Origin of the sequence: Xanthomonas sp. NCPPB 4467 (assembly GCF_041475665.2) — a bacterium.
Classification (GTDB): domain Bacteria; phylum Pseudomonadota; class Gammaproteobacteria; order Xanthomonadales; family Xanthomonadaceae; genus Xanthomonas; species Xanthomonas dyei.
Window position 1 is genome coordinate 791,529 of the sequence record NZ_CM191260.1, and the last position, 21,139, is coordinate 812,667.

The following is a 21,139-nucleotide window of genomic DNA, read 5'->3' on the forward strand; positions in this document are numbered from 1 at the left end:
GTGGCAACGGAGTGCACTTCTATAAAGCTCGCAATTGTCTCCGATATGCATTATCGGGAGTACTCTGTCGGGGAAGAATGTAGGCCAGCTACGTCGCAAGGCGGAACAGGTTATGACCCCATCGCCGCTTTGATAAAATATGTTGAGGGTTGCGAGGGGACTGAGGACGAGTGGAAGGCTGATTTCCTTCTTTGTCCGGGGGACATTACTGATCGTGCATCAAAGAAGGGTTTTCTCACTGGATGGGGAAAGCTTAAAAGCTTGAAAACCGCGCTTCGCGCACAGCATTTAATAGCAAGCACTGGAAATCACGAGGTTGATTCTCGCGCGGAGTCCTCACACGACACCTCCGGTCATGTCGAGATCGAACTTGATCCGATAAGAGCTCTACAGGAAACGGATGACTACCCAAGTAGTATCTGGAATGGTGAAGATAGGCGGTGGGTGTACTGGGGGAGGGGGTATGAATTTATACAAGTTTCAGGTGTTCTATTTCTTTTGATCAACTCTAGCCATTACCACTCAACTACACGTGAAAACGAGTATGAAAGAGGACGGATAGGGACTCATATTGTCGATATGCTTAGGAAAGAAATTGCTTCGCGCGTAAAGCAAGATGGAATTAAAGCTTTTGTTGCATTGCTACACCATCCGCCTGTGAATCACGAAAGCCTCGACGTTGAGCTTGGTCGGATCGATATGACTAACGGGTCGAAACTTGTGGAGGTTTTGGAGGAGTCACAGGTTCCATGGCTGGTCATCCACGGGCATAAGCATCATGGTCGTCTAATTCTTGCGCAGGGGGAGGTCTGTCAACCGGTCGTATTCGCAGCGGGTAGTGCCGGGGCTCTGATGAAAGGCACGCATGGACTAACGACGCGACTCCAAGCATATCTAATCGAGCTAATTGTCCCAGATCCAGATACATCGGTTCTGCCAATTCTTCAAGGACACGTGCGTGCATTATCGTGGATCGATAACTCATGGAAATACGCCACTGATGTTAATCACGGAATTCCAGATCGATGTGGTTTTTCCTCTCCTCCAGTCGATCTCTCTAATTTAGTGCGCAGCGTCCAAGACCATATAAAGAACTCAGGTCAATCATTTGTGAAATGGGGTGAGCTTGTAGATAGTATTCCTCAACTGAAGCTTTTAATGCCCAAGCAAATGGATGCAATAAGGAGTGCCTTTCAAAAAGCAGGAATAAAAGCAACTTGGAGGCCTGGAGCAGGTTTGCCTTCTGACCTTTCGCTCTTGACGGGAGTACAGCCATGACTCGTATTACATCTCCCCTGAGTACGAATGTATTTAACGCAAGAGATATGAAGTCGCTTGACGTCGCAAAGCGCTTTATCGCGCCATCGGTATTTCCTAGTCTTTTAGGAGATTATAACTGTGTCTTAGAGGGGCCGCGCGGTAGCGGGAAAACGACACTTCTAAGGATGCTAACGCCAGACGCATTTTCGAAGTGGGAGAAAAATCAGGGGGCTCGTATAGATTTTGTCGGCGTATTCGTACCAGCTGACGTTAGATGGGCTAAGCAGCTGACCTCTCGCCTTGGTGGGCTGGATGGGAAATCAAAAGATCTTTTAATGCAATCGGCTTTTTCCGTAGCAACCTCTCTTTCCTTGATAGAAACTATTGAGTGTTGCTCTTCACAAAGTGAAGAATTTAAAAATAGTTACCCTGAAATTTTTTTTACGCTTGAAAGAGAGATGGAGGCAAAAATAGTCCGATCCTTGAGTAAAGTGTGGAAGATAAATGTGGACGTACCCTCATTCGAGGGCATTAAGCTATCTCTGAGGGTTCGTCAGCACGATATCGGGCACATCTCGACCCTGCTGATTTGCGGGGGAAAACTTTCCGATGTCGTTGCAGAAAATCAGTTTATTTCGAGTTCGTGGCTAGATAATCTTTCTTCGGCGATTTCTATAATCAATGAAATGCTCGGTCGGTTGGATCAACGATGGGCAATTCTATTAGATGAGCTGGAAATAGTTCCCTCGGAAATACTGAATAGCATAGTTCAGGCACTGCGCTCTACATCCCCTCAGATAAAGTTTAAATTGGCTCTCAGCCCCACTGGTACTGACCTAATAATGTCAGGAGATAGTACGGCGCCAACCCCTGGTAACGACTATCGACCAATTCCACTCTGGTACGAACACAGAGAGGATGCGCGCATGTTTTCAGAGCGCCTTCTTCTTGAAGAACTTCTGAGGTCTGGTCTTTCCACCACTTTAGATCTGGGAGAGGTGCTCGGTGTTAATTGGATCGGTGGGTCTTCGGACGACGAGGATCTAAGTGCTACGCCTATTACTGTAAATGTACGCAGGGATCGAATTGCGGCATTTGAGAGGCTTTATAGAAAGGATGAGTCTTTCCGGGATATTTTGGATAAAAAAGGCATTATTCCAAGCAATCCTCAGCTCTCGGATAAAAGCCCGAGTGGAACATTTGTCAGGAAAATAACTCCTTTAGTATGTATGAGGGAGCGTGAAATTGAGTCTTATACATATAGTCACGGCTCGATCAAAAAAGGTGGCAGAAAGAGCACGGACGCATACGTTGGATATCCGAATCTCATTGATCTTACCGAAGGTAATCCACGTTGGGTTCTTACGCTGGTGGATCTCCTTCAATCTAGAAGTCGCCTTCAAGAACAGAAGATTGGTAGTAAAGGAGTTCAGTCCGGAAGCTTGAGTGATTATGTTGATCAATTTGTTTCCAAGCTTACAGTCTATCCGACAGGACAATCCGGCGGTAGGAATTGGACCTTGATGAAGTTTGTCGACGAACTCGGAGCAACGCTCAATCAGGCTTTGTATGATTCTAAGTTTGATGGAGATCCGGCGCTGTCGTTTACGATTGATGCAAAAGCTCTTTCGCAATATGAGGACTACATTAGGCTTTGTATTGATCTGGGCGCTCTCGTTTTTCTAAAAAGAGGCTCTGTCGCGCCTTTAGCCCAGTCTCGTGGCAGTAGTTCGTTATTAGGTGCAAGGGTTCGAATTAGCTACAGGCTGGCGCCACGATTCCGGCTGCCACTTCGATCAACTAAGCAGAGGTCCCTGAGTGGTGCGCTTGATTCTGGCGGTCTCATTCACGAGGGAATTCTTGTCGCTAAGCAATTTGCTGATGCAGAATTGTCGTCAAGCGCAGGGCAGGAGAACGTCTATCTTCAAGGAAAGCTTTTATGAAGTATAAGATTTCCGACATATATGATTGCGACTTGGGTGGCGAGATTTCGTATGATATTGCAATCTGTTCTGTCACTGGGGAGACCAGAGGATGGGTAATTCCAGACTTGGTATCAAACATGTCAAAGGAAGTTTGGGTTTTTGCCAAAAAAAATAATAATCTTCCATATGAGCAAGATAAGTATGGGAATTTAATAAGGTATCCTGGCTTCACTGTTCTTCGAGAGAATGTTATTGAAGAGGCCATTTCAAATTTTATGGAGGGAAGAAATGAGGCTGTAAGAATTCTCATAGATGTTACCTGTATGACGAGGACCGACATGGGAGCGCTATTTGGTGCTCTTCTTAAACGTCCATCATTAAAATGTGTGCCGATCTGCATCACTGTTGCGTATGTTCTTGCCGAGTACAGTGAGCCTCCCCTCGCGCTCACTTTTAATGAGGACATAAAGCCAGTAACTCCTCTATTTGCTGGATGGCCTGCTGATGCAATATCCCCAACTAGCTTAATAGTGGGGCTTGGTTACGAAAGAGGCAAGGCCGATGGAGCATGTGAGTACTTTGACTCGGCAGAAAATTGGATCTTTGTGCCTCGGTCTCCGATAGAAAATTACGATAAAGCAGTAAGAGAAAATAATCAGCAAATTATTGATAAGGCTAGTCGCCAGGGAATGTTGATTTTTTATGATGTGAATAGACCCGTGGAAACGATTACTTCCCTCGGGGCTTTAGTTGACGATCAATGTTTTCATTCAAATCCTCTTATCTTGCCGTTTGGTCCAAAGATTTTTTTTGCCATGAGTCTCATTATCTCTGCAGTCCGCGACCAATTAGGAGTATGGCACGCGACTGGCGATAGTGACATTCCTGAAAATGACCATAGGCCGTCAGGAGTAGTCGTGTCATTCAGTATAGATTTGCAACCAGTTGATTATGTATGAGGGATAATAAATAAAATTATTTAAATGAAATGGCGGATAGGTCGGTAATGCCGGCAATGCGAGCCTATAGCGGGGTAGGTTCACTTACCAATCGACGGCGCTCGGCTTGCGTGACCAATTCGCGAGCCTAACACTTGCAAAGACGCGGTTTTTGTCTTCGACCATCGCACGAAAGGCATCATAGCCCAAGGCTCGTTACTGCTATAGATGAAGGCGGGTGCTGGCGAGCAGTTCGTCGGATAGGGCTTCATGAGTAACGGGGCTGAATAACGGGGTCAGGTTCTAAGGTATCCCCACGTTTTACACCGTAAGCATCATCTGCTCGCGCACTGCCGCAGGCAGTGCGCGCAAGTGCTCTATCCACCGTGAGACGGGCTCCATCGGCCAGTGCCTGATCAAGGCTTCTCGGCCAATGCGTAGCGTGGAGTAAAGCTTGCGTGTGCTGTTGCATGGAGACAGCCACTGGGCGATACCGGTAGCTTCGCATCCCAGCCCTGCCAACCAGCTGGCGAATGCAGCCAACGTATTGATCAGCAGCAGGATCTGCAGTCGCTCGCCGCGTCGGGTCAAACTGTCTTCCAGCGCCTGACCGTCGCGATGTGATTTCAGATCGCGAAATGCCAGTTCGATCTGCATCCGTCGTGCGTACACATTAACCAACTGCTTTGCGCTGGGTGCCTGCAGCTGCGGGGATGCAACGATCAACCATGGCTCGCGCTCACGCGCCGCGGCCTTCAGACTCGATGACGCACGCGAGGCTTTGGCGGGTGAGCGGCGATTGCACTGTTTGCGCCCTTGCCGTGTCTTGGCGTAAACCACTAACCGGCAATCGAGTGGATCGCTGCGATTGGCCTGCATCGATGTAATGACCCATCGGTTTCTGCACAGGTCAGGTGGTTAATGTAGCGGCATAGGCTTGGTCGGGCGTCATCATCTTCAGTGCCTGATGCGGCCGCTGCCGGTTGTAGAACCCAATCCAGTCGCCAATGACGCGTAGGGCGTGGGCCAGGCTCTCGAACCGGTGCCGATGGACGCACTGTTCCTTGAGTGTTCGGATGACGCGCTCGACCATCCCGTTCTGCTGCGGACAGTGTGGCGTGATGAACTCCTGCTTCAGGCCGTAGCCGGCGACCAGGCGGGTGTAGTCGCGGCTGGTGAAGACCAGGCCATTGTCCGAGCGCAGCAGGAACGGCTCCTTGACCTTGCCCAGCGTGCCGAAGCGGGTGATCAGCGCCTGCTCCAAGGCCGCCACGGCGGTGCTGGCCCTGCCTGTGCGCGAGAGCTGCCAGCCCAGCAATTGCCGGGTATGGCAATCGATCACCAGGGCCAGGCTCAGCCAGCCGTCCTTGCCGCCCCAGACCCGACACAGATCGGTGGCCCAGCGTTGATTCGGCGCGCTGGCCACCGAGGGCAAGGCCTCGATCCGCGGTCGCTTGCCCACGGCCCGCTTGCGCACCTGCCAGCCCTTGATCTGAAAGATCCGCTGCACCGTGTTCTTGTTCATCCCCAACAGTCCGGCCACCGTCCGATACCCGAACGACGGCTCGGCCTCGATCATGGCTTCGATCGGTGCGGCCAGCTCCGGCTTCACCTTCGGCGCTGCCTTGCGCGGCGTGTAGTACACGCTGCGCCGGGCCACACCGAACCAGCGGCACAGCTTGACCATCGAGACGTCGAACCCGTCCTCCTTCAGGCCCTGCTGGATCGAGACCATCAGCTCTCGTCCTTGCCCAGCAGGGCTGACAACTTTTTTCGGGCGCGCAGTTCCAGCATGGCCTCGCCGTAGGCTTCCTGCAGGTCCTTGAGCTGGCGTGCGTACTGCTCGCGCACGTCTTCTGGTTTGGCCCGCAGCGCGTTCTCCAGCCCGCGCTTACCTTCCTCGACCCAGCCTTCGATCTCATTGGGCGTCAGGTCGAATTGCCGGCTGGCCAAGGCCACCGTCGTCTTCCCCTGGATGATCTCCAGCACCAGCGCCGACTTGCGCCGGGCCGTCCAGCGCTTGATCTGTTCTTCGTCCATCACTGCACTCATCGATGTCTCCTCTGAAAACTAACACCTGAGCAGAGTTTCAGTGGGTCATTACATGCGCGCTAGGGAGTTGCCGCTGCAGCCGTCTATGGCCCGCAGGTACGGGGCCTCGAAATCGCCGTTATAGCCGCACAAAGACTTGCATTCGACCGGTGTAGTGGTGGTCACGTCGATATCTTCGGCGTTGCCCGCAAACTGCACTTTGCAATCTGTGGGACCCATCTCGCTTGTGGCGATGCCTTGGTTTCCATCAATCGCGCCTTCCAGAAAGCACATGGCTTGGCCAGTAGTGCTTTCCAAAGAAAATCGTAGCGATTGCTTGTGCCTGGTCAGTCGCAGATGCCCCCATCCCTTTTCGGTGATGTATTCGCCGGGCACAAGAGCGAGGCTTGCTACGGGGTGATCCAGGATCGCTGCGGGTTCGGGCGCGCCGTCAGGCGGCTACGAGAGGCAGATGGCGGTGGCAAATGCCGTAGATGCAAGGCATGTCATTGTCAGAAGGCTGATCTTGTTTTTCCTGTCCATGCGTCTGCTGTGGCGTCCCGGAAGTGATGGAGCGATGGATATCAGCATCACCCTTGATGCGCATCACCGCAATGCCGCCCGCACCGTCTGCAACGAGGCGGCAAACAGGTCGACGGCGCGCTTGCCGTCGTTGTCCTTGATGGTCTTGTCGGCACCCCTGGCCACCACGAGCGCGTAATTGGGCGCGCTCTCGTCATTGCTTTCCTGTTCGGCGGCGTAGTGCAGCAGGGTGCGGCCCCGCACGTCGCGCGCGTTGATGTCGATGCCCAGGCTCAGCAGAAAATCGAGAAAGGCCACTTCCTTCGGGAATGTGTGGCGCGGTAGCCAGTGACGGGCGGTGAGGTTATGCAACAGGGTTTGCCGGCCCGGTTGCAGGGCGAGCGGGTCCAGCCCCTTGGCCATGATCAGGCGGACCAGGTCTGGCTGGAAACAATAGGCCAGCGACGAACGCCCATCGGCTGCATTGCGGGTGGCGTCCGCACCCAGTTCCAGCAGCGCGGTGATGGGGCTGTCGCCGTCGAGCGTGTGGGACAGCAGGGCCGATTGCAGCGGCGTGTAGTGCAGCGAGTCGTCGGGGTTCTGTGCGATGGCCTGCGCGTTGATGTCGGCGCCGCCGGCAACCAGCACACGCACTTTCTCGCCGGTGCTGGCGGTGTGCAGCGGGGTGGTGCCGTGGATGTCGCGCGCGTTGGGATCGGCGCCGTGCGCCAGCAGCACGCGTGCGGTGGCGACGCAGCCCCAGTCGAGCATGGTGGTGCCGTTGTCCCAGCGTGCGTCGGGGTCGGCGCCGGCGTCCAGCAGTGCCTCCAGCATGTCCAGATAGTCCTGCAGGCTGAGGTGGTTGTGCAGCTTGCTGTCGACGTCTTTCACCGCCTCCTTGCTGGCTTGCTGCAGGGCATGCTTGGCGGCGCGATAGCGCTCGCGGGTCTGTGCATCCTTGGCGTGGGCGATCATGGCATCCAGCGCGTCGAGGCTGCCGATGCTGATGCTGTCGATCAGGTGCTGACGGTATTGGGCGAGGGTCATTGCGGCGATGGGCCCGCGGGTGACCACCAGATCGTGCAGCGGCCAATAGCGCTGATTGGCCCAGCCGTTGACGCGTGCGCCGTTGGCGATGAGCCAGCGCACGGTGGCCAGCGTGCTGTGTTTGACCGCCGTATTGAGCGGTAGCAACCGTGTGTTGAGCGTTGCGCCGGCCGTGAGTAGGCGCGCGATCATGGCCGTGTTGTCGTGCCGGGTGGCGTAGTTGATGGCGGTGGAAAATTCCTGATCGGACGCGATGTGCTCGCTCAGCCAGTCGCTGTCCGGCGTGCAATCGGGCACGGCGCCTGCCAGCAATGCCGCCTCGATACCGGCGAGCGAATTGGCGCGTGCGGCGTCCAGCAATGCGCGATCGGCCGCACTGCGCTCCACTACCGGCACTGGCGGTGTGTCGTTGTCGGGCTGTGCGGGGTCGCGCTCCAGCCAGGCAAGCCACGCCTTGGCGCCCTCGCTGCTGGCATCCAGGTAGAAGGTGTCGTTTTTCTGGCCATTGCCGAAGCGCATCCACGAGGCCCATTCGGTGCCGGCCATGCCCAACGCCGACATCTGGGTGATGAAGCTGAAGAAATCCGGGGCCAGCGCCAGGCCGTGCAGCATTTCCAGTTCGTGCGAAAAATAGCGCACCGGTTGCCTGGTGGGATCCGGGTGCGTGGTGTCGATGGTCAGCCAGTCGCCGTTGATGAGGGTGTAGAAGGCAAACTGGTGTTCCCACAGTGCAGGGCTGTTGGGTGCCTCGGACAGGTCGCGCGTGGCCAGCTCCTGCTTCCAGTCCAGAAACACGGGCAGGGCCATCGTGTCGATGTGGGTCAGGCTCCACACCGCGTCGCGGTTGCAGCTCATGGACGGCAGGTCTTGCTGCTCCATCGCGCGCAGGTGCGAGGGCACGTACCAGCCGAAGGTCACCGCTGCCGACAGCTCGCGCAGCACGCGACGCAGCTGTGTCGGGATCGGCAGGTGGTGACGGCGTTCGAGCGACAGCAGCTGACGTTCGGTCGCAGGCGGGGCGATCCGCAGCGGCGTCACCTGCCAGTCGCGCTTGCGGGCGATGGCTTCCATCCAGCGCCATTTCGCCTGCCACAGGGTCCAGCGTGTCTGCAGGTCGGTGTCCTGCGGTGTGCAGGCGCCGAGCAATGTGGAGGTGGCCAGGGCCATGAGGCCGGCCTCGAGAAGCTTGCGGCGTGAGAGCGTGATCAGAAGCAGTTCCTTGCGTCTGGCGACGGGGCGAGGCGTCTGCGAGCAAGGATGCACGCAGCAATGCTAAACGCGCGACAAGGCCTTGCCGCATCGGCTGCGGGCGCGGGTGGGGATGTCGGCCAGGCGGCCGCTGCAGGTGCTGCGTTGCGCTGGATCCCTGGGCGATCCCTGGCCGCGGGTGGAGCAGGGGCGGCGCAGGTGTCGCACGGTTGCGTAGGATAGGCAGTACGGAGGTACTCGCATGGACCCGACATCCCACCACCAGGATCGCCTGGCTTCGCTCACACGGCTCTACGGGCTGTTGGCGCGGCAGGCGCGCACCGGCGTGATCTTTCGGCGTGGGCCCAGCAAGCAGGTGCAGCTCATCCGCTGGGATCGCGCCACCGACACTTTCGAACACGGGCAGTGGTTCAAGGGCCGTATCTACGAGCGGCGTTGCGATCTGTCGCCGTCGGGGCGTTTGCTGGTGTATTTCGCGGCCAAGCACAAAGGCGATTTCGGCACCTGGACGGCATTGTCGCGCCCGCCGTTTCTGACCGCGTTGGCGCTTTGGCCCAAGGGCGATGCCTGGGGCGGCGGCGGTGCGTTCGAAGATGAGCAGACGTTGCTGTTGAATCATCGCCCGCAGGCAGGTCGCGAGCCGTTTCCGCTACCGACAGGCTTTCAGCTGAAGCACATGATGACGGTGCGGCCATTCGGGCAGTGGTCTGGCGGTGGCGAAGACGAGCCGATCGACAGCGTGCTGCGGCAGCGCGATGGTTGGCGTGTGATCGACGCCGGTGAGGGGGAGCGGGGCGGCCTGCGGAGCGGGGTGCTCTACCGCTTCACGCGCCCGCGCGTGTGGGAGAAGGACGGCGGTGGCGGGCGTCGGCTGCAATCGCTGCTGCATGCCGTGGGGCGTCAGAACGATGCATGGTATGCGCTGGATCACCGCGTGCTGGATCGCGATGGTGCTGTGTTGGTGGAGTTGCCCGGCACCGATTGGGCCGATTGGGATGGCGGCGACCTGGTGTTTGCGCGTGGCGGCTGCCTGTATCGGCTGTGCAAAAGCGAGTTTCGGCGCTATCCGGAGGACGGCGAGCAGGTGGTTCGGCTGCTGCATGACTTCAGCAATGCGCGGTTTGCGCCGGTTGCACCCACGGCGGAGGCGCTGCGCTATTGATCCGCTGCGCAAAACGCCTGCGCGCCGCAGAGCTTGTGAGCTGACCAAGCGGCAGCATGCGTCGCCGTGCTTGATGCGCCGCGCCGATGTGCTCACCTTGGTGGTGGATCGCGCTGCATGGTTTCACTCGCCTGCGCGCCCGCAGACGTGCCGCAGCGTTGCAATCAGGCGCTGTCTTGTGCGCGCAGGTGAGCGAGCAGTAGCGGGTGCAGCACCGGTGGCATCGGCAGCTTGCGCAGCCCCTGTTCCCACTGCTGAAAAAACGGCGTCAGCACCAGGCGATACCAGACACTTCGCTGGCTGCGTTCGGTTTGCCGTGCGCGCAACTGTTCGACCAGTGCCTGCGCGCGTGGCTGTTCACCGCACTCCAGGTGGTAAAACACGAACGCCAGCAGCACGCTCTCGGGGCTGGCGAACAACACCTCAGGCGGAACCACGCCGTTTTCGTCGCCTTCCATCCGTTGCAGCCAGGTGTCGGCGGACTGCTGGAACCAGGGCCCAGCCAGTTGTTCGTCAATGACGCCGAAATAGCGCGCATCCAGCTCGGGCAGCGCAGCCGCCAGGCGGTCCAGCCCGGCGCTTAGCGCCGCGTCGCTGTGGGCCGGTTTCAGCGCCCAGCCGCCGTAGGCGCCCACGTCCGCGCTGTCCAGGATGTCCTTGCCCAGGAAGGCGGTTGCGGTATCGACAACATGCAGGTCGTGCAGCTGCGTGGTCGCCGCACGCTGCTGCCAGACCAGCAGGCGTGCATGCTGCATCCCCACCTGGACGATCAGCTCACCCAGATCCGGTTCGTAGATGGTCCACAGACACTGACGGCTGCCACCGCGGTCGCGGATCCATTGCCAGCGATGCTCCTGTTCAACCGGCACAGGCGACCAGCCAGCGGCTTGCAGCGGTGCGCCCAGGCGTTGTTCGACCAGCAGCGGGAGCAACTCGCGGGCACGTGCCTGCTGACGCTGGGCCTTGTCGCGCGCTGCGCGCAGCGCTGTTGGTGTGCGCTTGGGTTGCAGGAAAAAACGCAAGCCGATCACGCGATCGATCTCGCCGAGTACCGCGTTGTCGTCCGGCCGCGGCAGGGCCAGGTCTTCGGGCGCGCCACGCCGAGGCTTGAGTCCACGGCGTGCGGCCAGCGCGCGCAGGGAGTGCAGTGTGTCGGAGGCGAGCAATCCATCCAGGGTGGGCGGGATACCGTCTTCGACGTCGAAGGTCTCGTCCAGCCAGCCGTTGACCAACAGGCCATAGCAGTCGGTGAACAACGCGGTGTCATCGGCCTGGTCGGCGAGCATCAAAAGATCACCGAACACAGTTGCCAGCGGCAGCGTTTGGCCGATGTCTGGTTGGCGGTAGACCACGCGTGCCTGGTCTTGCCAGTGCAGATAGACCTCGCCATGCGCGTCCTCCAGCCAACCCGGTGCCTCGGCGGCCAGGGCCTGCGCGCGCAAGGTCGCGTCGTCGATCTCCTCGGCCGCTGTACGCACCAGCACGCCATGACGCAGTAACTCGGCGTGCAGCCGGAACCAGGTCAGGCCGGTGTCGTAGCGCGCCTGCAGCCGAAGCAGGCTACGCATGAGCGCTGCCTTGTGCGTGCGACGCAAGGTGCTGCGATCGACCAAATGGATGCAGCGCTCGACCAACTCCTCGATAGCGTGTTGTGACATCCGGGCGTCCTTTGCGTCAACGGTAAACATCCACGCATCATCATGCCAGCGGGGTGGGCAACCGGGTGAGCGGGAGTCGCAGGGGGGGGAACTCCTGGCGCTTGGCGCGGATCAGCGTGCCTGTTGGTGCGCTGTTGCGCACTTTCCATATCAGGGCGTCGTCTGTTATCAAGAACTGTCACGTCGCGCCGCTATTACCAGCTCAATGGAATCGCTGGATTGCGATCGTGGAGAATGTGTTTAACAAATTGACTCGATTGCTTGTCTTGTCTCTGGCGTCTGCGGTGCCCGCCATGGCCGCGGAGCCTGCGTCCTCGCCCACCGATGGTGCCGGCGCGCGCATCCGGATGTTTGGTCAAAATGGCATTGGTATCGTGCTGTACAAGGATGCGGTGTGCACGGCCACGTATGGCGAGAAGGTACGCGCATCCGGTTCGCTGAAAAGCGCTTTCGGGTCGTTGATGGGCTCGGTGAAGAATGAGTCGATCGGCATCCCGGAGACAGAAAATACGCGTCATCTGCGCGACCGGAAGATGATCGGTTCCAAGCCGTTCTACAAGGAATACGCGATCGAGCCTGGTAAGCCGGTCGTTGTGGAGGCGGGTGCGAGCTCGCCGGCGCATTGGAGTCAGTCGCCTGGGTACCACATTGGCTGGAGCTGCGGCGCATTGCTTGCTTCTACGTTTGTTCCGGAACCTGGCGCAGATTACGAGGTAGCCTTGAACCTGGATTTTCGTAGCTCGGTTTGCACGCTGGCGGTCAATCGTGTGGATGCGAACGGTCAGGTCAGTCCGGTGGATGTTGCGCCGGTTGCAAAAGACTGCAAGTAACTTGCAGCACATCGGCGCAGCAGAAACAAAACAGGTGCAGCACAAGCGCTGCACGATTGGCCGTGGCAATTTACGAATGCTTGATCGAATCCCCTCACGCCCGTTAGTGCTGGCGACGTGTATCGCGGCAATTGCCTGGGTAACCCCTGCGGCTGTCGCGCATCCGGGTGGATTGAACAGGCAGGGCTGCCACAACGATCACAAGAACGGTGGCTACCACTGTCACCGCTCCGCCAATGGCGAAGGCAAACCGACGGCCGCGGCCGAGCTGCTTGATCGGTCCCCGTGGATCCCATCGACCGGGGCGGTCTTCCGCAATTGCGCAGAAGCACGCGCAGCGGGTGCTGCACCGGTGCGGCGTGGCGATCCAGGATATGGCCCACATCTGGATCGCGACCATGATGGCGTGGGATGCGAACCGTCGCGTCGGCGCTGATGCACCACGCCATCCTGCGTGCTGATCACTGTCACGTGTGGCGCATACGTGTTGCGAGCATGGGCCGGGCATCTGTCCTGGATGCGTGGCCCAGTATCACCACTCACCAATCCGTCGGCGCGTAATCCTTCAAGAACTGCCCCCACACGTGCTCGCCGGTGTTGAAGCCGTGGATGATCGGGTCGACGATGCGGGCGGCGCCGTCGACGATGTCCAGCGGCGGGTGGAAGCGTTCCTGCTGCACCTTGAGCGCAGCGATGTCGGCCGGATCTTCGTCGGTGACCCAGCCAGTGTCCACGCTGTTCATGTGGATGCCGTCGTTTTGATAATCGGCCGCCGAGGTGCGCGTCATCATGTTCAACGCGGCCTTGGCCATGTTGGTATGCGGGTGACGGGTGGTCTTGAAGTTGCGGTAGAACTGCCCTTCCATCGCCGAGACATTGACGATGTGCTTGTCGCGCTCGGGCGTGCGCAGCATCAGCGGCTTGAGTCGCGCGTTGATGATGAAGGGCGCGATGGCGTTGACCAATTGTGTTTCCAGCAGCTCGACCGACGGCACTTCGGCCATCAGCAGGCGCCAGGAGTTGCGTCCGCGCAAGTCGACCTGCTGCAGATCCTGATCGAGACGGCCTTCGGGGAACAGGTGCTCCTGCCCGACCAGCTCGTCGTCCAGCAGTGCCACCTGCGACAGCTCGGCGGCGCGGGTGAGGCCATCGGCATCGGCCAGGCCGCGTCCATGCACGGCCGGCAGCGCGGTAGCCGAGGCTTCGCGCAACAGCTCGGGCGTGCGCAGGCCTTCGTAATGGCCAACGAGCTTTTGGACGGCGTCCGGCAGTGCATCCAGTGCGGCGGTTTCGTTGGCCATCATGTGCGCGTAGAACTGCGGCGGGCGGCGCACCGTCTGACAGGCGTTGTTGATGATGAAGTCCAGCCGCTCGCGTGTGGCCAGCAACTGGCTGCAGAACGCCTCGACGCTGGGCGTGTGGCGCAGATCCAGGCCGAACACCTGCAGGCGATGACCCCACTGCGCAAAATCCGGTTCTTCCGCGTAGCGCGCGGCCGAATCGCGCGGGAAACGCGTGGTGACGATCAGCTCGGCGCCGGCGCGCAACAGCTTCAAGCCGGCCTGATACCCGATCTTGACCCGCCCGCCGGTGAGCAGCGCCACGCGGCCGCGCAGGTCGGCGGTTTCGGTGCGCTTGAAGAAGTTCAGCTCGGCGCAGGCCGGGCACATCTGATCGTAGAAGTGATGCAGCTGGGTGAACTTCTGCTTGCACACATAGCAGTGACGCAGTTCGGGCGAATGCATCGGCTCCGGCGCTTCGGGTGCGTTCTCGCCGTTGTGGGCGTCGTGCAGGCCAGCGGCGTGCGGCGGGAAAACGTTCGGCGTGCTGAACACCGGCTTGCGCCGCAACGCACGGATACCACGTTGTTCGAGCAGCGCCTCGGCCTTACGCACCTTCTCCTGATGCCGCTCGCGCTCGCGCTGCTTGAGCAACTGCCGCCGCGCCTTGGGCTCGGGGTGATAGACCTTGGCCACCACCTGGTGCAGGCGCACGCGGTCGGCCTCGGGCAACGCGTCGAGCACGCTGCGGTCGGCCTCGATCGCCTCCAGAAGATCCAGCGCGGCGCGCAGGCGGTCGGTGAGCGGCAGGTCGTCGTTGGCGGGCGGGGGTGGGGCAGTGGTGTTCAAGGGAGATCCGGAAAGAAGCGGTACAGGGGCGTGGCGGGGACGGCCGGCAGCCGGGAATGCACAAAGGGACGCAGGTGAGGACGACAGCGGGCTGCCGGCTGGCGGCAAGCGATCGGCCGCAACTCGGGCATTTTCGCCGATTGTGGGGCCGCGGCGCCAATCGACGGGTGGGAGGGGGTGCCAGGTGCCCCGGATACCTGATGCGTGTGCTCTGCGAGAGTTCTGTTGCCAAAGCCATCTGCTCGCGTCAAGCGTCGCCAAGCGCAACAGTGGCCACCTGCAGCCGTCCCGTGATCGCGCGCTAGCAGGCAGCGCATCAGGGAGCGCGCTGCGACCTGCTGAAGCGACTTTTGCGGTAAGCACGCGCTCTGATTGCAGGCCCGCTCACGTGTTTTCCAACATGGCTGGGCTACGGTGCTTGCCTGTTCTGCAGTGCAAGGAAACACCATGGGCCTGCTGGTCGATGGCAAGTGGCAAGACCGTTGGTACGACACCGATAAGAGCGATGGGCGCTTTGAACGTTCGCAAGCGCAATTTTGCAATTGGGTGACGCGCGACGGCGCAGCGGGGCCGCATGGGGATGGTGGATTTCAGGCGGCAGCGGGGCGTTATCACCTGTATGTGTCGTTGGCGTGCCCGTGGGCGCATCGCGCCTTGATCTTTCGCCGCCTCAAGGGGTTGGAGCCGCTGATCGATGTGTCGGTAGTGAATTGGTTGATGCGCGACCAGGGCTGGACGTTCGATCCCGGCCCGGGTGTGGTAGCCGATCCGATTCACCACGCCACGCGCCTGTACGAGGTGTATCTCAAGGCCGACCCGCATTACTCCGGACGCGTGACCGTGCCGGTGTTGTGGGATCGCGAGCGCAACACGGTGGTGAGCAACGAGTCAGCCGATATCATCCGCATGTTCAATAACGCCTTCGATGAAGTTGGTGCGGCCGAAGGCGATTTCTATCCGGCCCCGTTGCGCGAGCAGATCGATGCGCTCAACGCGCGCATCTACGACACCGTGAATAACGGCGTTTACAAGGCGGGCTTTGCCACCACGCAGCCTGCCTACGAAGCAGCGGTAGCGCCGCTGTTCGAGACGCTGGATTGGCTGGAGACGCACCTGGGTGAGCAACGCTATCTCTGCGGCGCCACGCTCACGGAAGCAGATTGGCGGCTGTTCACGACGTTGATCCGGTTCGATGCGGTGTATGTCGGTCACTTCAAATGCAATCTGCGAAGGATTGCCGACTATCCGCAGTTGTCGGGATTTCTGCGCGAGCTCTATCAGATGCCCGGTATTGCAGACACCGTGAACTTTCAGCACATCAAGGGCCACTACTACCAAAGTCACGACAGCATCAACCCGACCGCTATCGTGCCGATGGGGCCGGTGCTGGATCTGCACGCAGCGCATGGGCGCGGTGGTTGAGACACAGCCGGCCGGTTGGACTAACGCTTGGCCGCATCCCGAATGATCAACGTCGCCGCACCCACCGAGATGGCGTCTTCGACAACGCCGGTGCTGGTCTGGCCGTAGCGCTCGATCGCACGCATGCGCGCATTGAAGGTGAGATAGGCCGCTGCGACCGCGGTGGTGGCGCCGAGCAATGCCGCGATGCCGCGTTGCTCGCGCGGTGCCAATGCAGTACCGACGATGACGCCTGTGGCGATGCGGGCAAGCATGCCGGGCAGCACGATGCGGTCCGGGGCGGTTTTCATCTTGTCGCCGGCGAGCTCGCCGCCAGCCAGTGCCAGCATGCCGGCCGATGCCAGGGGATTGGCGAGCAACGCCGGCGCGCCATTGTCGGCGGGAAGTTTGCCGGTGCGTGCCGCGTTGGCCACTGCAGCCAGTGGGGTCATCGAGCGCATGCCGGCGACGGCGCTCATCAAAATGGAGTGGATCAATGCCATGTGCACCTCTGCAAGGGCGCGCCGACGGACTCCCACGTGGAGCCAGCAGGCGCGCATCAGGTTGTTGGTGCTCAGAGCCTAGGAGGCCGGATGTCTGCGCGATGGCAAGGCGGTGCCAGTGTGATGTGTGCTTGCGTAACGACATGACGCGCTCGCTTGACGCGTGGCATCACGTGCGAGCGATAAGTGCCTGTGTGGTCGTGCGCAATGTGGCAGCGGCGGCGGCCATGCCACATTGCGTCTTGACGCTGCCCGACCCTGCAGACGCGACAGCGCGTTGCCATCGCCAAGACCGGTCAGGGTTGCTTTGCAAAGCTGCCCGCGCGCCACGCCATCCACAACACGGTCAGACCGACCGCCAGGCAGATCAGCACGCCGGGCAGCGAGGCTTCCGGGCCGAAGGCACCGCCGGTGAGCCACTCGGTAAATCCGGGACGGGCCGTGCTGCGGGCGATGGCCGGCCCCATGTCGGTTCCGGAAACCGCTGCACCAAACAAATAGCCCTGGGTGAAGTTCCAGGCGATATGCACGCCGATCGACATCCAGATGCGGCCGGTCAGGGCGTAGAACGCGCCCAGCAGGACGCCCGCTTCCAGTGCGATGCAGATCGCCGCAAACGTTGTTGCATGCGGGTTGGCGATATGGCCGAAGCCGAACAGTGCGGCAGAGGCGGCGAACGCCACCCACGGGCCGAACGCGCGCCATACCAGGCGCAGAAAGATGGCGCGGAACAGCAGCTCTTCGACCACCCCGGCCTGCAAGGCCTTGCGCACCGCTGTCCAGGCCGGTGCCGGGCCGAGTGCTTGAATGTCGTACAGCCCGAACAACGCCATGCTGCCCATGACCGCGGCGAACATGGTCGTGCCAACAACTAGGCCAATGGTCAGCTGCGGCAGCATCGGGCGCAGCGCAAGCTCGCTGGCGCGTCGCCCTTCGGCCAGGTGCACCGCCAACACGTAGACCGCCAATCCAACCGCGATGCCGATCAGGCTCGCGACCAGTTGCAGGGGGCCGGAGTCCTTGGGCAGCAGGCTGCCGATGCCTCTGCCGGCCATGGGCGCCAGCGTTGCGACCACCACCAGCAGCAGGACGGCCCAACCCATCGCCCGCAGCCAGCGTAGGCGGCCGGGATGCAGAAATTTGCGCTCGCCCAGCGCGATCCGGTGGGGCGTGTGGCTGTGCGTGGCCAGTGCGCTATTGGCAACCGATGGCGTGGGTGCGTGCATTGGGGACGTCCTGTGGGGTGGTTGCTAGCGGGTGGTTGAGCGGAATGAGGCGTCTGAGGCGGCTGCGATACGAGTCGCGAATGAGCGGTGCTGCAAGGCGGCGATGGCTTCAGCAAGGACAGCGGAGAGCGCAACGGACAGCTCCCGATCGAGCTGTGCGGCGGCTGCGTTGGTCGCGGCCCATTGCTGTTGCAACGCAGGCACCATCTTTTTTGCCTTCGGCGTCAGTGCCACGATGCGTTCGCGCGCATCGGCCCCTGGCCTCAACACGGTGAGCCGTTGTCGGGTCATCTGCGCCACGGTCTGGCTGGCAGCGGAGTGGGTGATGCCGATCTCCTGCGCTAGAGCCTTGATAGGCAGCGGCCCGGATCGCAGCAGAACGCGCAGGACGGGTGTGTAGCGCGGCCGCCAGTCCAGCCCTGCAGCGGCATAGACCGCTTCCAGATCGCCATCAAGCAGCTCGATCAGGTGACGGACCAGGGTGCCTAGGGTCGGAGATGCTGCGCTCATGAATCAAATGTATAAGCGCTGTTGCATTTACGCCATGTGCCGGAAGTGGGGGGCATCAAGGTCAGCTGGGTGAGTTGGTCGGAGGTGCTGCGTAGGCTGATGCGCTGTGTTCCGGAGAGTGCGGTGGTGGAGAGATCCGAGCGGAGTTGCACGTGATAGCGCTCGACCTCGAACCCTGCGCCCGGCAGTGTCGGCGCTGCGGCCATCAGCGAACACGCTGCGAGTGCCAGCAGCGCAATTGCCCGTAGCGACATCGGGACCTTGCATCCAGCCAGCACCCGATGTTTCACCGCTCGCTCCGATCAGGAGTCTTCATCCCGAGCAAGGCCTTCAAGCCGTGGGTGGCGCCGCGTGGCCCGATGGTCAGGTGGTCCTCGTCATTGAGAACGTCCAGCTCGACCTGCAACGACGGATAGTGTCGCGCGCGCAGTGCCTGTGCCATGTGCTGTGCGTCGATGACCATGTCGTAATTCTGGTGATAGCGCACCTGCTCGTACTCGCCGACGTACATGTACACCTGTGCCGGCAGGTCGGTATGCGAGGCGGCAAAGCTTTTTTCCTGCGCCACCATCCCGTGCTCGCCGTACCAGTACGATGGGCTGCCCAGGATGTAGCCGGCAAACATCTCCGGTGTGCTCAACAGGATCTGCGTGCCCAGCAGGCCACCGTACGAATGCCCCAGATACAGGCGGCGCTGTTCGTCGGTTCGGTAGCGGTTGGCAACGAACGGCAGCACGCGATCGCGCAGGTAGCGGATGTAGTCGGCGCTCTTGCCGTGGGTGGCAACGGGCGCTGCGGTTGGGCCATCTTCCGGTGTGGGCGTGTAATCGCGTCTGCGGCTCGGCATGGGCTCGTCGCCGAGTGCGTAGGACAACCCAACCAGAATGAAGTCCTCGATGGCTGGCCCTTCGCCGTTCAAGCGACGCGCGATCTGCTTGACCAGTGGAAACGCATAGTCGCCATCGGTGGCATACAGCACCGGGTAGCGGCGCTGTGGATTGTCCGCATAGCCACGTGGCAGGGCGACGAAGACCTGGTAGGTGCGACCTGTCGCCGGATCGGGCACGTCCCAGACCTGCGTGTCGGCGAGTTCATACGGTTGGCCCTCGCCACGCTGGCTACCGGGTGCGTGAGCGGGCGTACGCGCTGACACCGTTGGCTGTGGCGTCGCTGCTGTAGCCGGTGTTGGCGGCGGAGCTGGTGCCTTGCCGCAGCCAGCCAGAAGCAATATTCCCAATCCTGTTGATGACAGCTTATTCAAGACAGCCTCCTGCGTGGCGCTAGAGCGCAATGTTGTTGCAGTAGTGCAGATGACATCTAGACGAGGGTGCACAGCGAACCGCGCGCACCAGCTCTGTCGCGTTGGACGCATATAGACACCGATGATGTCAGTCGACCTGAAAGAAGCAATAGGCACCTGGCGCCGCACAACACATGTGGGTCCAAAGTCTTCGATGATCGAACGGCGTAGCGCTTCCAACCAGCTAAAACCGCGGGAACACATGCCTTCAGTTCAACGGACCAACTATGCGCAACGCCGCTGCCTTGGCCATATCGTTCGGATTGGTGCCGGGCAAGCCCTGTGGCACGGCCATGCCTCTGCTGCGATAGAAGTCGGTCCAGTACGGCGACACGTTGCCGGTCTGCAGGTTTTTGAAGTTCATCGGTTGCAGCGCAAACACCTGATGTGCACGGAAGGCGCGCTCGATGAAGTCCGAGCAGTAGTAACGGTTGTCGTCCTGCACGTAGGTCTGGTTGTACGGTTTGCCGAGCATGCGCCGCGCCTGCGCGATGGCGTCGGCAATGGCGGGGCGATGCGCGGGGGTGAGCCGGTATACGACGATCTGCCGCTGCTTGGCGGTGGCCTCATCGATGAATGACTGCAGCGGTTGCTCGCGCGAGCCTTGTTCGTCGGAATGCAGTACCACCCCGGTATTGCCGGCATGTGCCACCAGCGCGACATGGTCGAAGCTGGGTTCACCCTGCGTGGCGGTGGCGTCGTCGATGGCGCCGCTCAGGCCGGTGCGCGCCGCGGTGACGAATAGCAGGTCGCCATCGTGCACCTTTCGCGCCAGTGCCGTCGCGGGAAGTAACGCGAGCAACAGTAACAACAGCAGAGCGATACGCATTGTGTGAGGCTTCAGGACGGCAGTGCCGGCATTATCGCCGGGATGCGCTTGGATGCGCCCAGCCGTAGGACGCTGCGTGCGTGTCGCGACCACCAGCAAGCGCGGGACGTGTACTGGCAGCGCCACGTGCCGGTTCACTTGGCCTTGCCTGTAAACTGCTGCTGCCAGCGGGCGTCGCCGCCGCCATCGCGTCGCGGCAATCCTTGAGTGTCCACTGGAGTGTTGCATGCGTTCTGCTGCTGCGTTGTCGCCGATGGGTCGCCTGTTTGCGGTTGCCGCCTTGATCGAAGGCGTGACCTGGGCCGGGCTGTTGCTCGGCATGGTGCTCAAGTACGGCACACAAACCACCGAGGTGGTGGTGTGGCTGTTCGGTCGCCTGCACGGCGGCGCCTTTCTGTTCTACGTGGTTGTAAGCCTGCTCGCCGCCACGCGGCTGCGCTGGCCTTGGTGGGCCTGGGCGCTGAGCCTACTGGCCGCGCTGCCGCCGTTGGTGACGGTGCCGTTGGAGATGTGGTTCCGGCGCATCGGCTTGCTTGGCCAGCGGCCGCCGTCTGTCGGTTGATGCGGAGCATGCGTTTAGGCCGCTTGCGGCATCGCCCGCAGTAGGTTCGGGCGCAGTAGGCCAGCCAGTCGCAGGTTTGCAGCATCACCGATTGCGC

20 protein-coding genes and 1 pseudogene are annotated in these 21,139 nt (G+C 60.4%); 8 read left to right on the plus strand and 13 right to left on the minus strand.

What is annotated here, in order from left to right; all coding sequences use genetic code 11:
- From ACCQ06_RS03420 to ACCQ06_RS03430, 3 genes are read left to right on the plus strand one after another with little or no spacing between them, the layout of a single operon-like run.
- Nucleotides 1-1,278: a metallophosphoesterase family protein gene (locus ACCQ06_RS03420; protein ID WP_316690192.1), complete on the plus strand. Its 1,278-nt coding sequence runs from the start codon at nt 1-3 to the stop codon at nt 1,276-1,278.
- Nucleotides 1,275-3,203: an ORC-CDC6 family AAA ATPase gene (locus ACCQ06_RS03425; RefSeq protein ID WP_316690193.1), complete on the plus strand. Its 1,929-nt coding sequence runs from the start codon at nt 1,275-1,277 to the stop codon at nt 3,201-3,203. Before ACCQ06_RS03420 ends, ACCQ06_RS03425 begins: the two co-directional genes overlap by 4 nt.
- The gene (locus ACCQ06_RS03430; RefSeq protein ID WP_316690194.1) at nt 3,200-4,144 is read left to right on the plus strand and encodes a hypothetical protein; all 945 of its coding nucleotides are present in this window, start codon (nt 3,200-3,202) and stop codon (nt 4,142-4,144) included. Before ACCQ06_RS03425 ends, ACCQ06_RS03430 begins: the two co-directional genes overlap by 4 nt.
- A gap of 300 nt (nt 4,145-4,444) precedes the next feature.
- On the opposite strand, the pseudogene ACCQ06_RS03435 reads toward ACCQ06_RS03430, so the two are convergent.
- The 5 genes and pseudogenes from ACCQ06_RS03435 to ACCQ06_RS03455 form a co-directional block, all read right to left on the minus strand.
- Nucleotides 4,445-5,002 (minus strand): annotated as a pseudogene (locus ACCQ06_RS03435) (transposase); the annotation flags it as partial.
- 31 nt (nt 5,003-5,033) lie between these two features.
- Nucleotides 5,034-5,858, minus strand: coding sequence for an IS3 family transposase (locus ACCQ06_RS03440; RefSeq protein WP_323706400.1), 825 nt, complete (start codon nt 5,856-5,858; stop codon nt 5,034-5,036).
- The gene (locus ACCQ06_RS03445) at nt 5,858-6,175 is read right to left on the minus strand and encodes a DUF1153 domain-containing protein (RefSeq protein WP_316685821.1); all 318 of its coding nucleotides are present in this window, start codon (nt 6,173-6,175) and stop codon (nt 5,858-5,860) included. Before ACCQ06_RS03445 ends, ACCQ06_RS03440 begins: the two co-directional genes overlap by 1 nt.
- 48 nt (nt 6,176-6,223) lie before the next feature.
- Entirely contained in the window at nt 6,224-6,550 is a 327-nt protein-coding gene (locus ACCQ06_RS03450; RefSeq protein WP_316690195.1) for a hypothetical protein, read from the minus strand.
- A 210-nt stretch (nt 6,551-6,760) separates the two neighbouring features.
- Nucleotides 6,761-8,890, minus strand: a complete 2,130-nt coding sequence (locus ACCQ06_RS03455; RefSeq protein WP_316690196.1) for an ankyrin repeat domain-containing protein — start codon at nt 8,888-8,890, stop codon at nt 6,761-6,763.
- A 283-nt stretch (nt 8,891-9,173) separates the two neighbouring features.
- Here ACCQ06_RS03455 and ACCQ06_RS03460 point away from each other — a divergent pair, with 283 nt between their 5' ends.
- On the plus strand, nt 9,174-10,094 hold the full coding sequence (locus tag ACCQ06_RS03460; protein WP_316690197.1) for a hypothetical protein: 921 nt from the start codon (nt 9,174-9,176) through the stop codon (nt 10,092-10,094).
- Nucleotides 10,095-10,258: 164 nt separating this feature from the next.
- On the opposite strand, the gene ACCQ06_RS03465 is transcribed toward ACCQ06_RS03460, so the two are convergent.
- On the minus strand, nt 10,259-11,662 hold the full coding sequence (locus ACCQ06_RS03465) for a hypothetical protein (protein ID WP_316690198.1): 1,404 nt from the start codon (nt 11,660-11,662) through the stop codon (nt 10,259-10,261).
- A gap of 383 nt (nt 11,663-12,045) precedes the next feature.
- Between ACCQ06_RS03465 and ACCQ06_RS03470 the strand changes: the two genes are divergently transcribed.
- Both ACCQ06_RS03470 and ACCQ06_RS03475 read left to right on the plus strand, forming a co-directional pair.
- Nucleotides 12,046-12,582, plus strand: coding sequence for a hypothetical protein (locus ACCQ06_RS03470; RefSeq protein WP_372365749.1), 537 nt, complete (start codon nt 12,046-12,048; stop codon nt 12,580-12,582).
- Nucleotides 12,583-12,658: 76 nt separating this feature from the next.
- Complete coding sequence (locus ACCQ06_RS03475; protein ID WP_316692489.1) at nt 12,659-13,018, plus strand: excalibur calcium-binding domain-containing protein; 360 nt, start codon at nt 12,659-12,661, stop codon at nt 13,016-13,018.
- A 103-nt stretch (nt 13,019-13,121) separates the two neighbouring features.
- Here ACCQ06_RS03475 and ACCQ06_RS03480 read toward each other — a convergent pair whose 3' ends face one another.
- Nucleotides 13,122-14,711 (minus strand): SDR family NAD(P)-dependent oxidoreductase, encoded by a 1,590-nt coding sequence (locus tag ACCQ06_RS03480; RefSeq protein WP_316690200.1) that lies wholly within the window; start codon nt 14,709-14,711, stop codon nt 13,122-13,124.
- 447 nt (nt 14,712-15,158) lie between these two features.
- On the opposite strand from ACCQ06_RS03480, the gene ACCQ06_RS03485 reads away from it, so the two are divergent.
- Nucleotides 15,159-16,133, plus strand: a complete 975-nt coding sequence (locus ACCQ06_RS03485) for a glutathione S-transferase family protein (RefSeq protein WP_104616775.1) — start codon at nt 15,159-15,161, stop codon at nt 16,131-16,133.
- 20 nt (nt 16,134-16,153) lie between these two features.
- Here ACCQ06_RS03485 and ACCQ06_RS03490 read toward each other — a convergent pair whose 3' ends face one another.
- From ACCQ06_RS03490 to ACCQ06_RS03515, 6 genes are all read right to left on the minus strand, one after another.
- Complete coding sequence (locus tag ACCQ06_RS03490; protein ID WP_228325082.1) at nt 16,154-16,615, minus strand: DUF4126 family protein; 462 nt, start codon at nt 16,613-16,615, stop codon at nt 16,154-16,156.
- A 296-nt stretch (nt 16,616-16,911) separates the two neighbouring features.
- Entirely contained in the window at nt 16,912-17,841 is a 930-nt protein-coding gene (locus tag ACCQ06_RS03495) for a CPBP family intramembrane glutamic endopeptidase (protein WP_228325083.1), read from the minus strand.
- 24 nt (nt 17,842-17,865) lie between these two features.
- A complete protein-coding gene (locus ACCQ06_RS03500; protein ID WP_316690201.1) occupies nt 17,866-18,351 on the minus strand; it encodes a MarR family winged helix-turn-helix transcriptional regulator in 486 nt (161 codons plus the stop codon).
- Nucleotides 18,348-18,641, minus strand: a complete 294-nt coding sequence (locus ACCQ06_RS03505; RefSeq protein ID WP_228325085.1) for a hypothetical protein — start codon at nt 18,639-18,641, stop codon at nt 18,348-18,350. Before ACCQ06_RS03505 ends, ACCQ06_RS03500 begins: the two co-directional genes overlap by 4 nt.
- On the minus strand, nt 18,638-19,582 hold the full coding sequence (locus tag ACCQ06_RS03510) for an alpha/beta hydrolase (protein ID WP_316692490.1): 945 nt from the start codon (nt 19,580-19,582) through the stop codon (nt 18,638-18,640). The genes ACCQ06_RS03505 and ACCQ06_RS03510 overlap by 4 nt, the downstream gene beginning before the upstream one ends.
- Before the next feature lie 277 nt (nt 19,583-19,859).
- Complete coding sequence (locus ACCQ06_RS03515; protein WP_316692491.1) at nt 19,860-20,495, minus strand: YiiX/YebB-like N1pC/P60 family cysteine hydrolase; 636 nt, start codon at nt 20,493-20,495, stop codon at nt 19,860-19,862.
- A gap of 211 nt (nt 20,496-20,706) precedes the next feature.
- Between ACCQ06_RS03515 and ACCQ06_RS03520 the strand changes: the two genes are divergently transcribed.
- Entirely contained in the window at nt 20,707-21,042 is a 336-nt protein-coding gene (locus tag ACCQ06_RS03520) for a DUF3817 domain-containing protein (protein ID WP_228325086.1), read from the plus strand.
- Nucleotides 21,043-21,139 lie beyond the last annotated feature (97 nt).

Coding starts and splice junctions, on each gene's coding strand:
- ACCQ06_RS03425 (WP_316690193.1), top strand. CDS start 1,275: ATGACTCGTATTACATCTCCCCTGAGTACGAATGTATTTAACGCAAGA.
- ACCQ06_RS03430 (WP_316690194.1), top strand. CDS start 3,200: ATGAAGTATAAGATTTCCGACATATATGATTGCGACTTGGGTGGCGAG.
- ACCQ06_RS03440 (WP_323706400.1), bottom strand. CDS start 5,858: ATGGTCTCGATCCAGCAGGGCCTGAAGGAGGACGGGTTCGACGTCTCG.
- ACCQ06_RS03445 (WP_316685821.1), bottom strand. CDS start 6,175: ATGAGTGCAGTGATGGACGAAGAACAGATCAAGCGCTGGACGGCCCGG.
- ACCQ06_RS03455 (WP_316690196.1), bottom strand. CDS start 8,890: ATGGCCCTGGCCACCTCCACATTGCTCGGCGCCTGCACACCGCAGGAC.
- ACCQ06_RS03460 (WP_316690197.1), top strand. CDS start 9,174: ATGGACCCGACATCCCACCACCAGGATCGCCTGGCTTCGCTCACACGG.
- ACCQ06_RS03465 (WP_316690198.1), bottom strand. CDS start 11,662: ATGCGTAGCCTGCTTCGGCTGCAGGCGCGCTACGACACCGGCCTGACC.
- ACCQ06_RS03470 (WP_372365749.1), top strand. CDS start 12,046: ATGGCCGCGGAGCCTGCGTCCTCGCCCACCGATGGTGCCGGCGCGCGC.
- ACCQ06_RS03475 (WP_316692489.1), top strand. CDS start 12,659: ATGCTTGATCGAATCCCCTCACGCCCGTTAGTGCTGGCGACGTGTATC.
- ACCQ06_RS03485 (WP_104616775.1), top strand. CDS start 15,159: ATGGGCCTGCTGGTCGATGGCAAGTGGCAAGACCGTTGGTACGACACC.
- ACCQ06_RS03490 (WP_228325082.1), bottom strand. CDS start 16,615: ATGGCATTGATCCACTCCATTTTGATGAGCGCCGTCGCCGGCATGCGC.
- ACCQ06_RS03495 (WP_228325083.1), bottom strand. CDS start 17,841: ATGCACGCACCCACGCCATCGGTTGCCAATAGCGCACTGGCCACGCAC.
- ACCQ06_RS03500 (WP_316690201.1), bottom strand. CDS start 18,351: ATGAGCGCAGCATCTCCGACCCTAGGCACCCTGGTCCGTCACCTGATC.
- ACCQ06_RS03520 (WP_228325086.1), top strand. CDS start 20,707: ATGCGTTCTGCTGCTGCGTTGTCGCCGATGGGTCGCCTGTTTGCGGTT.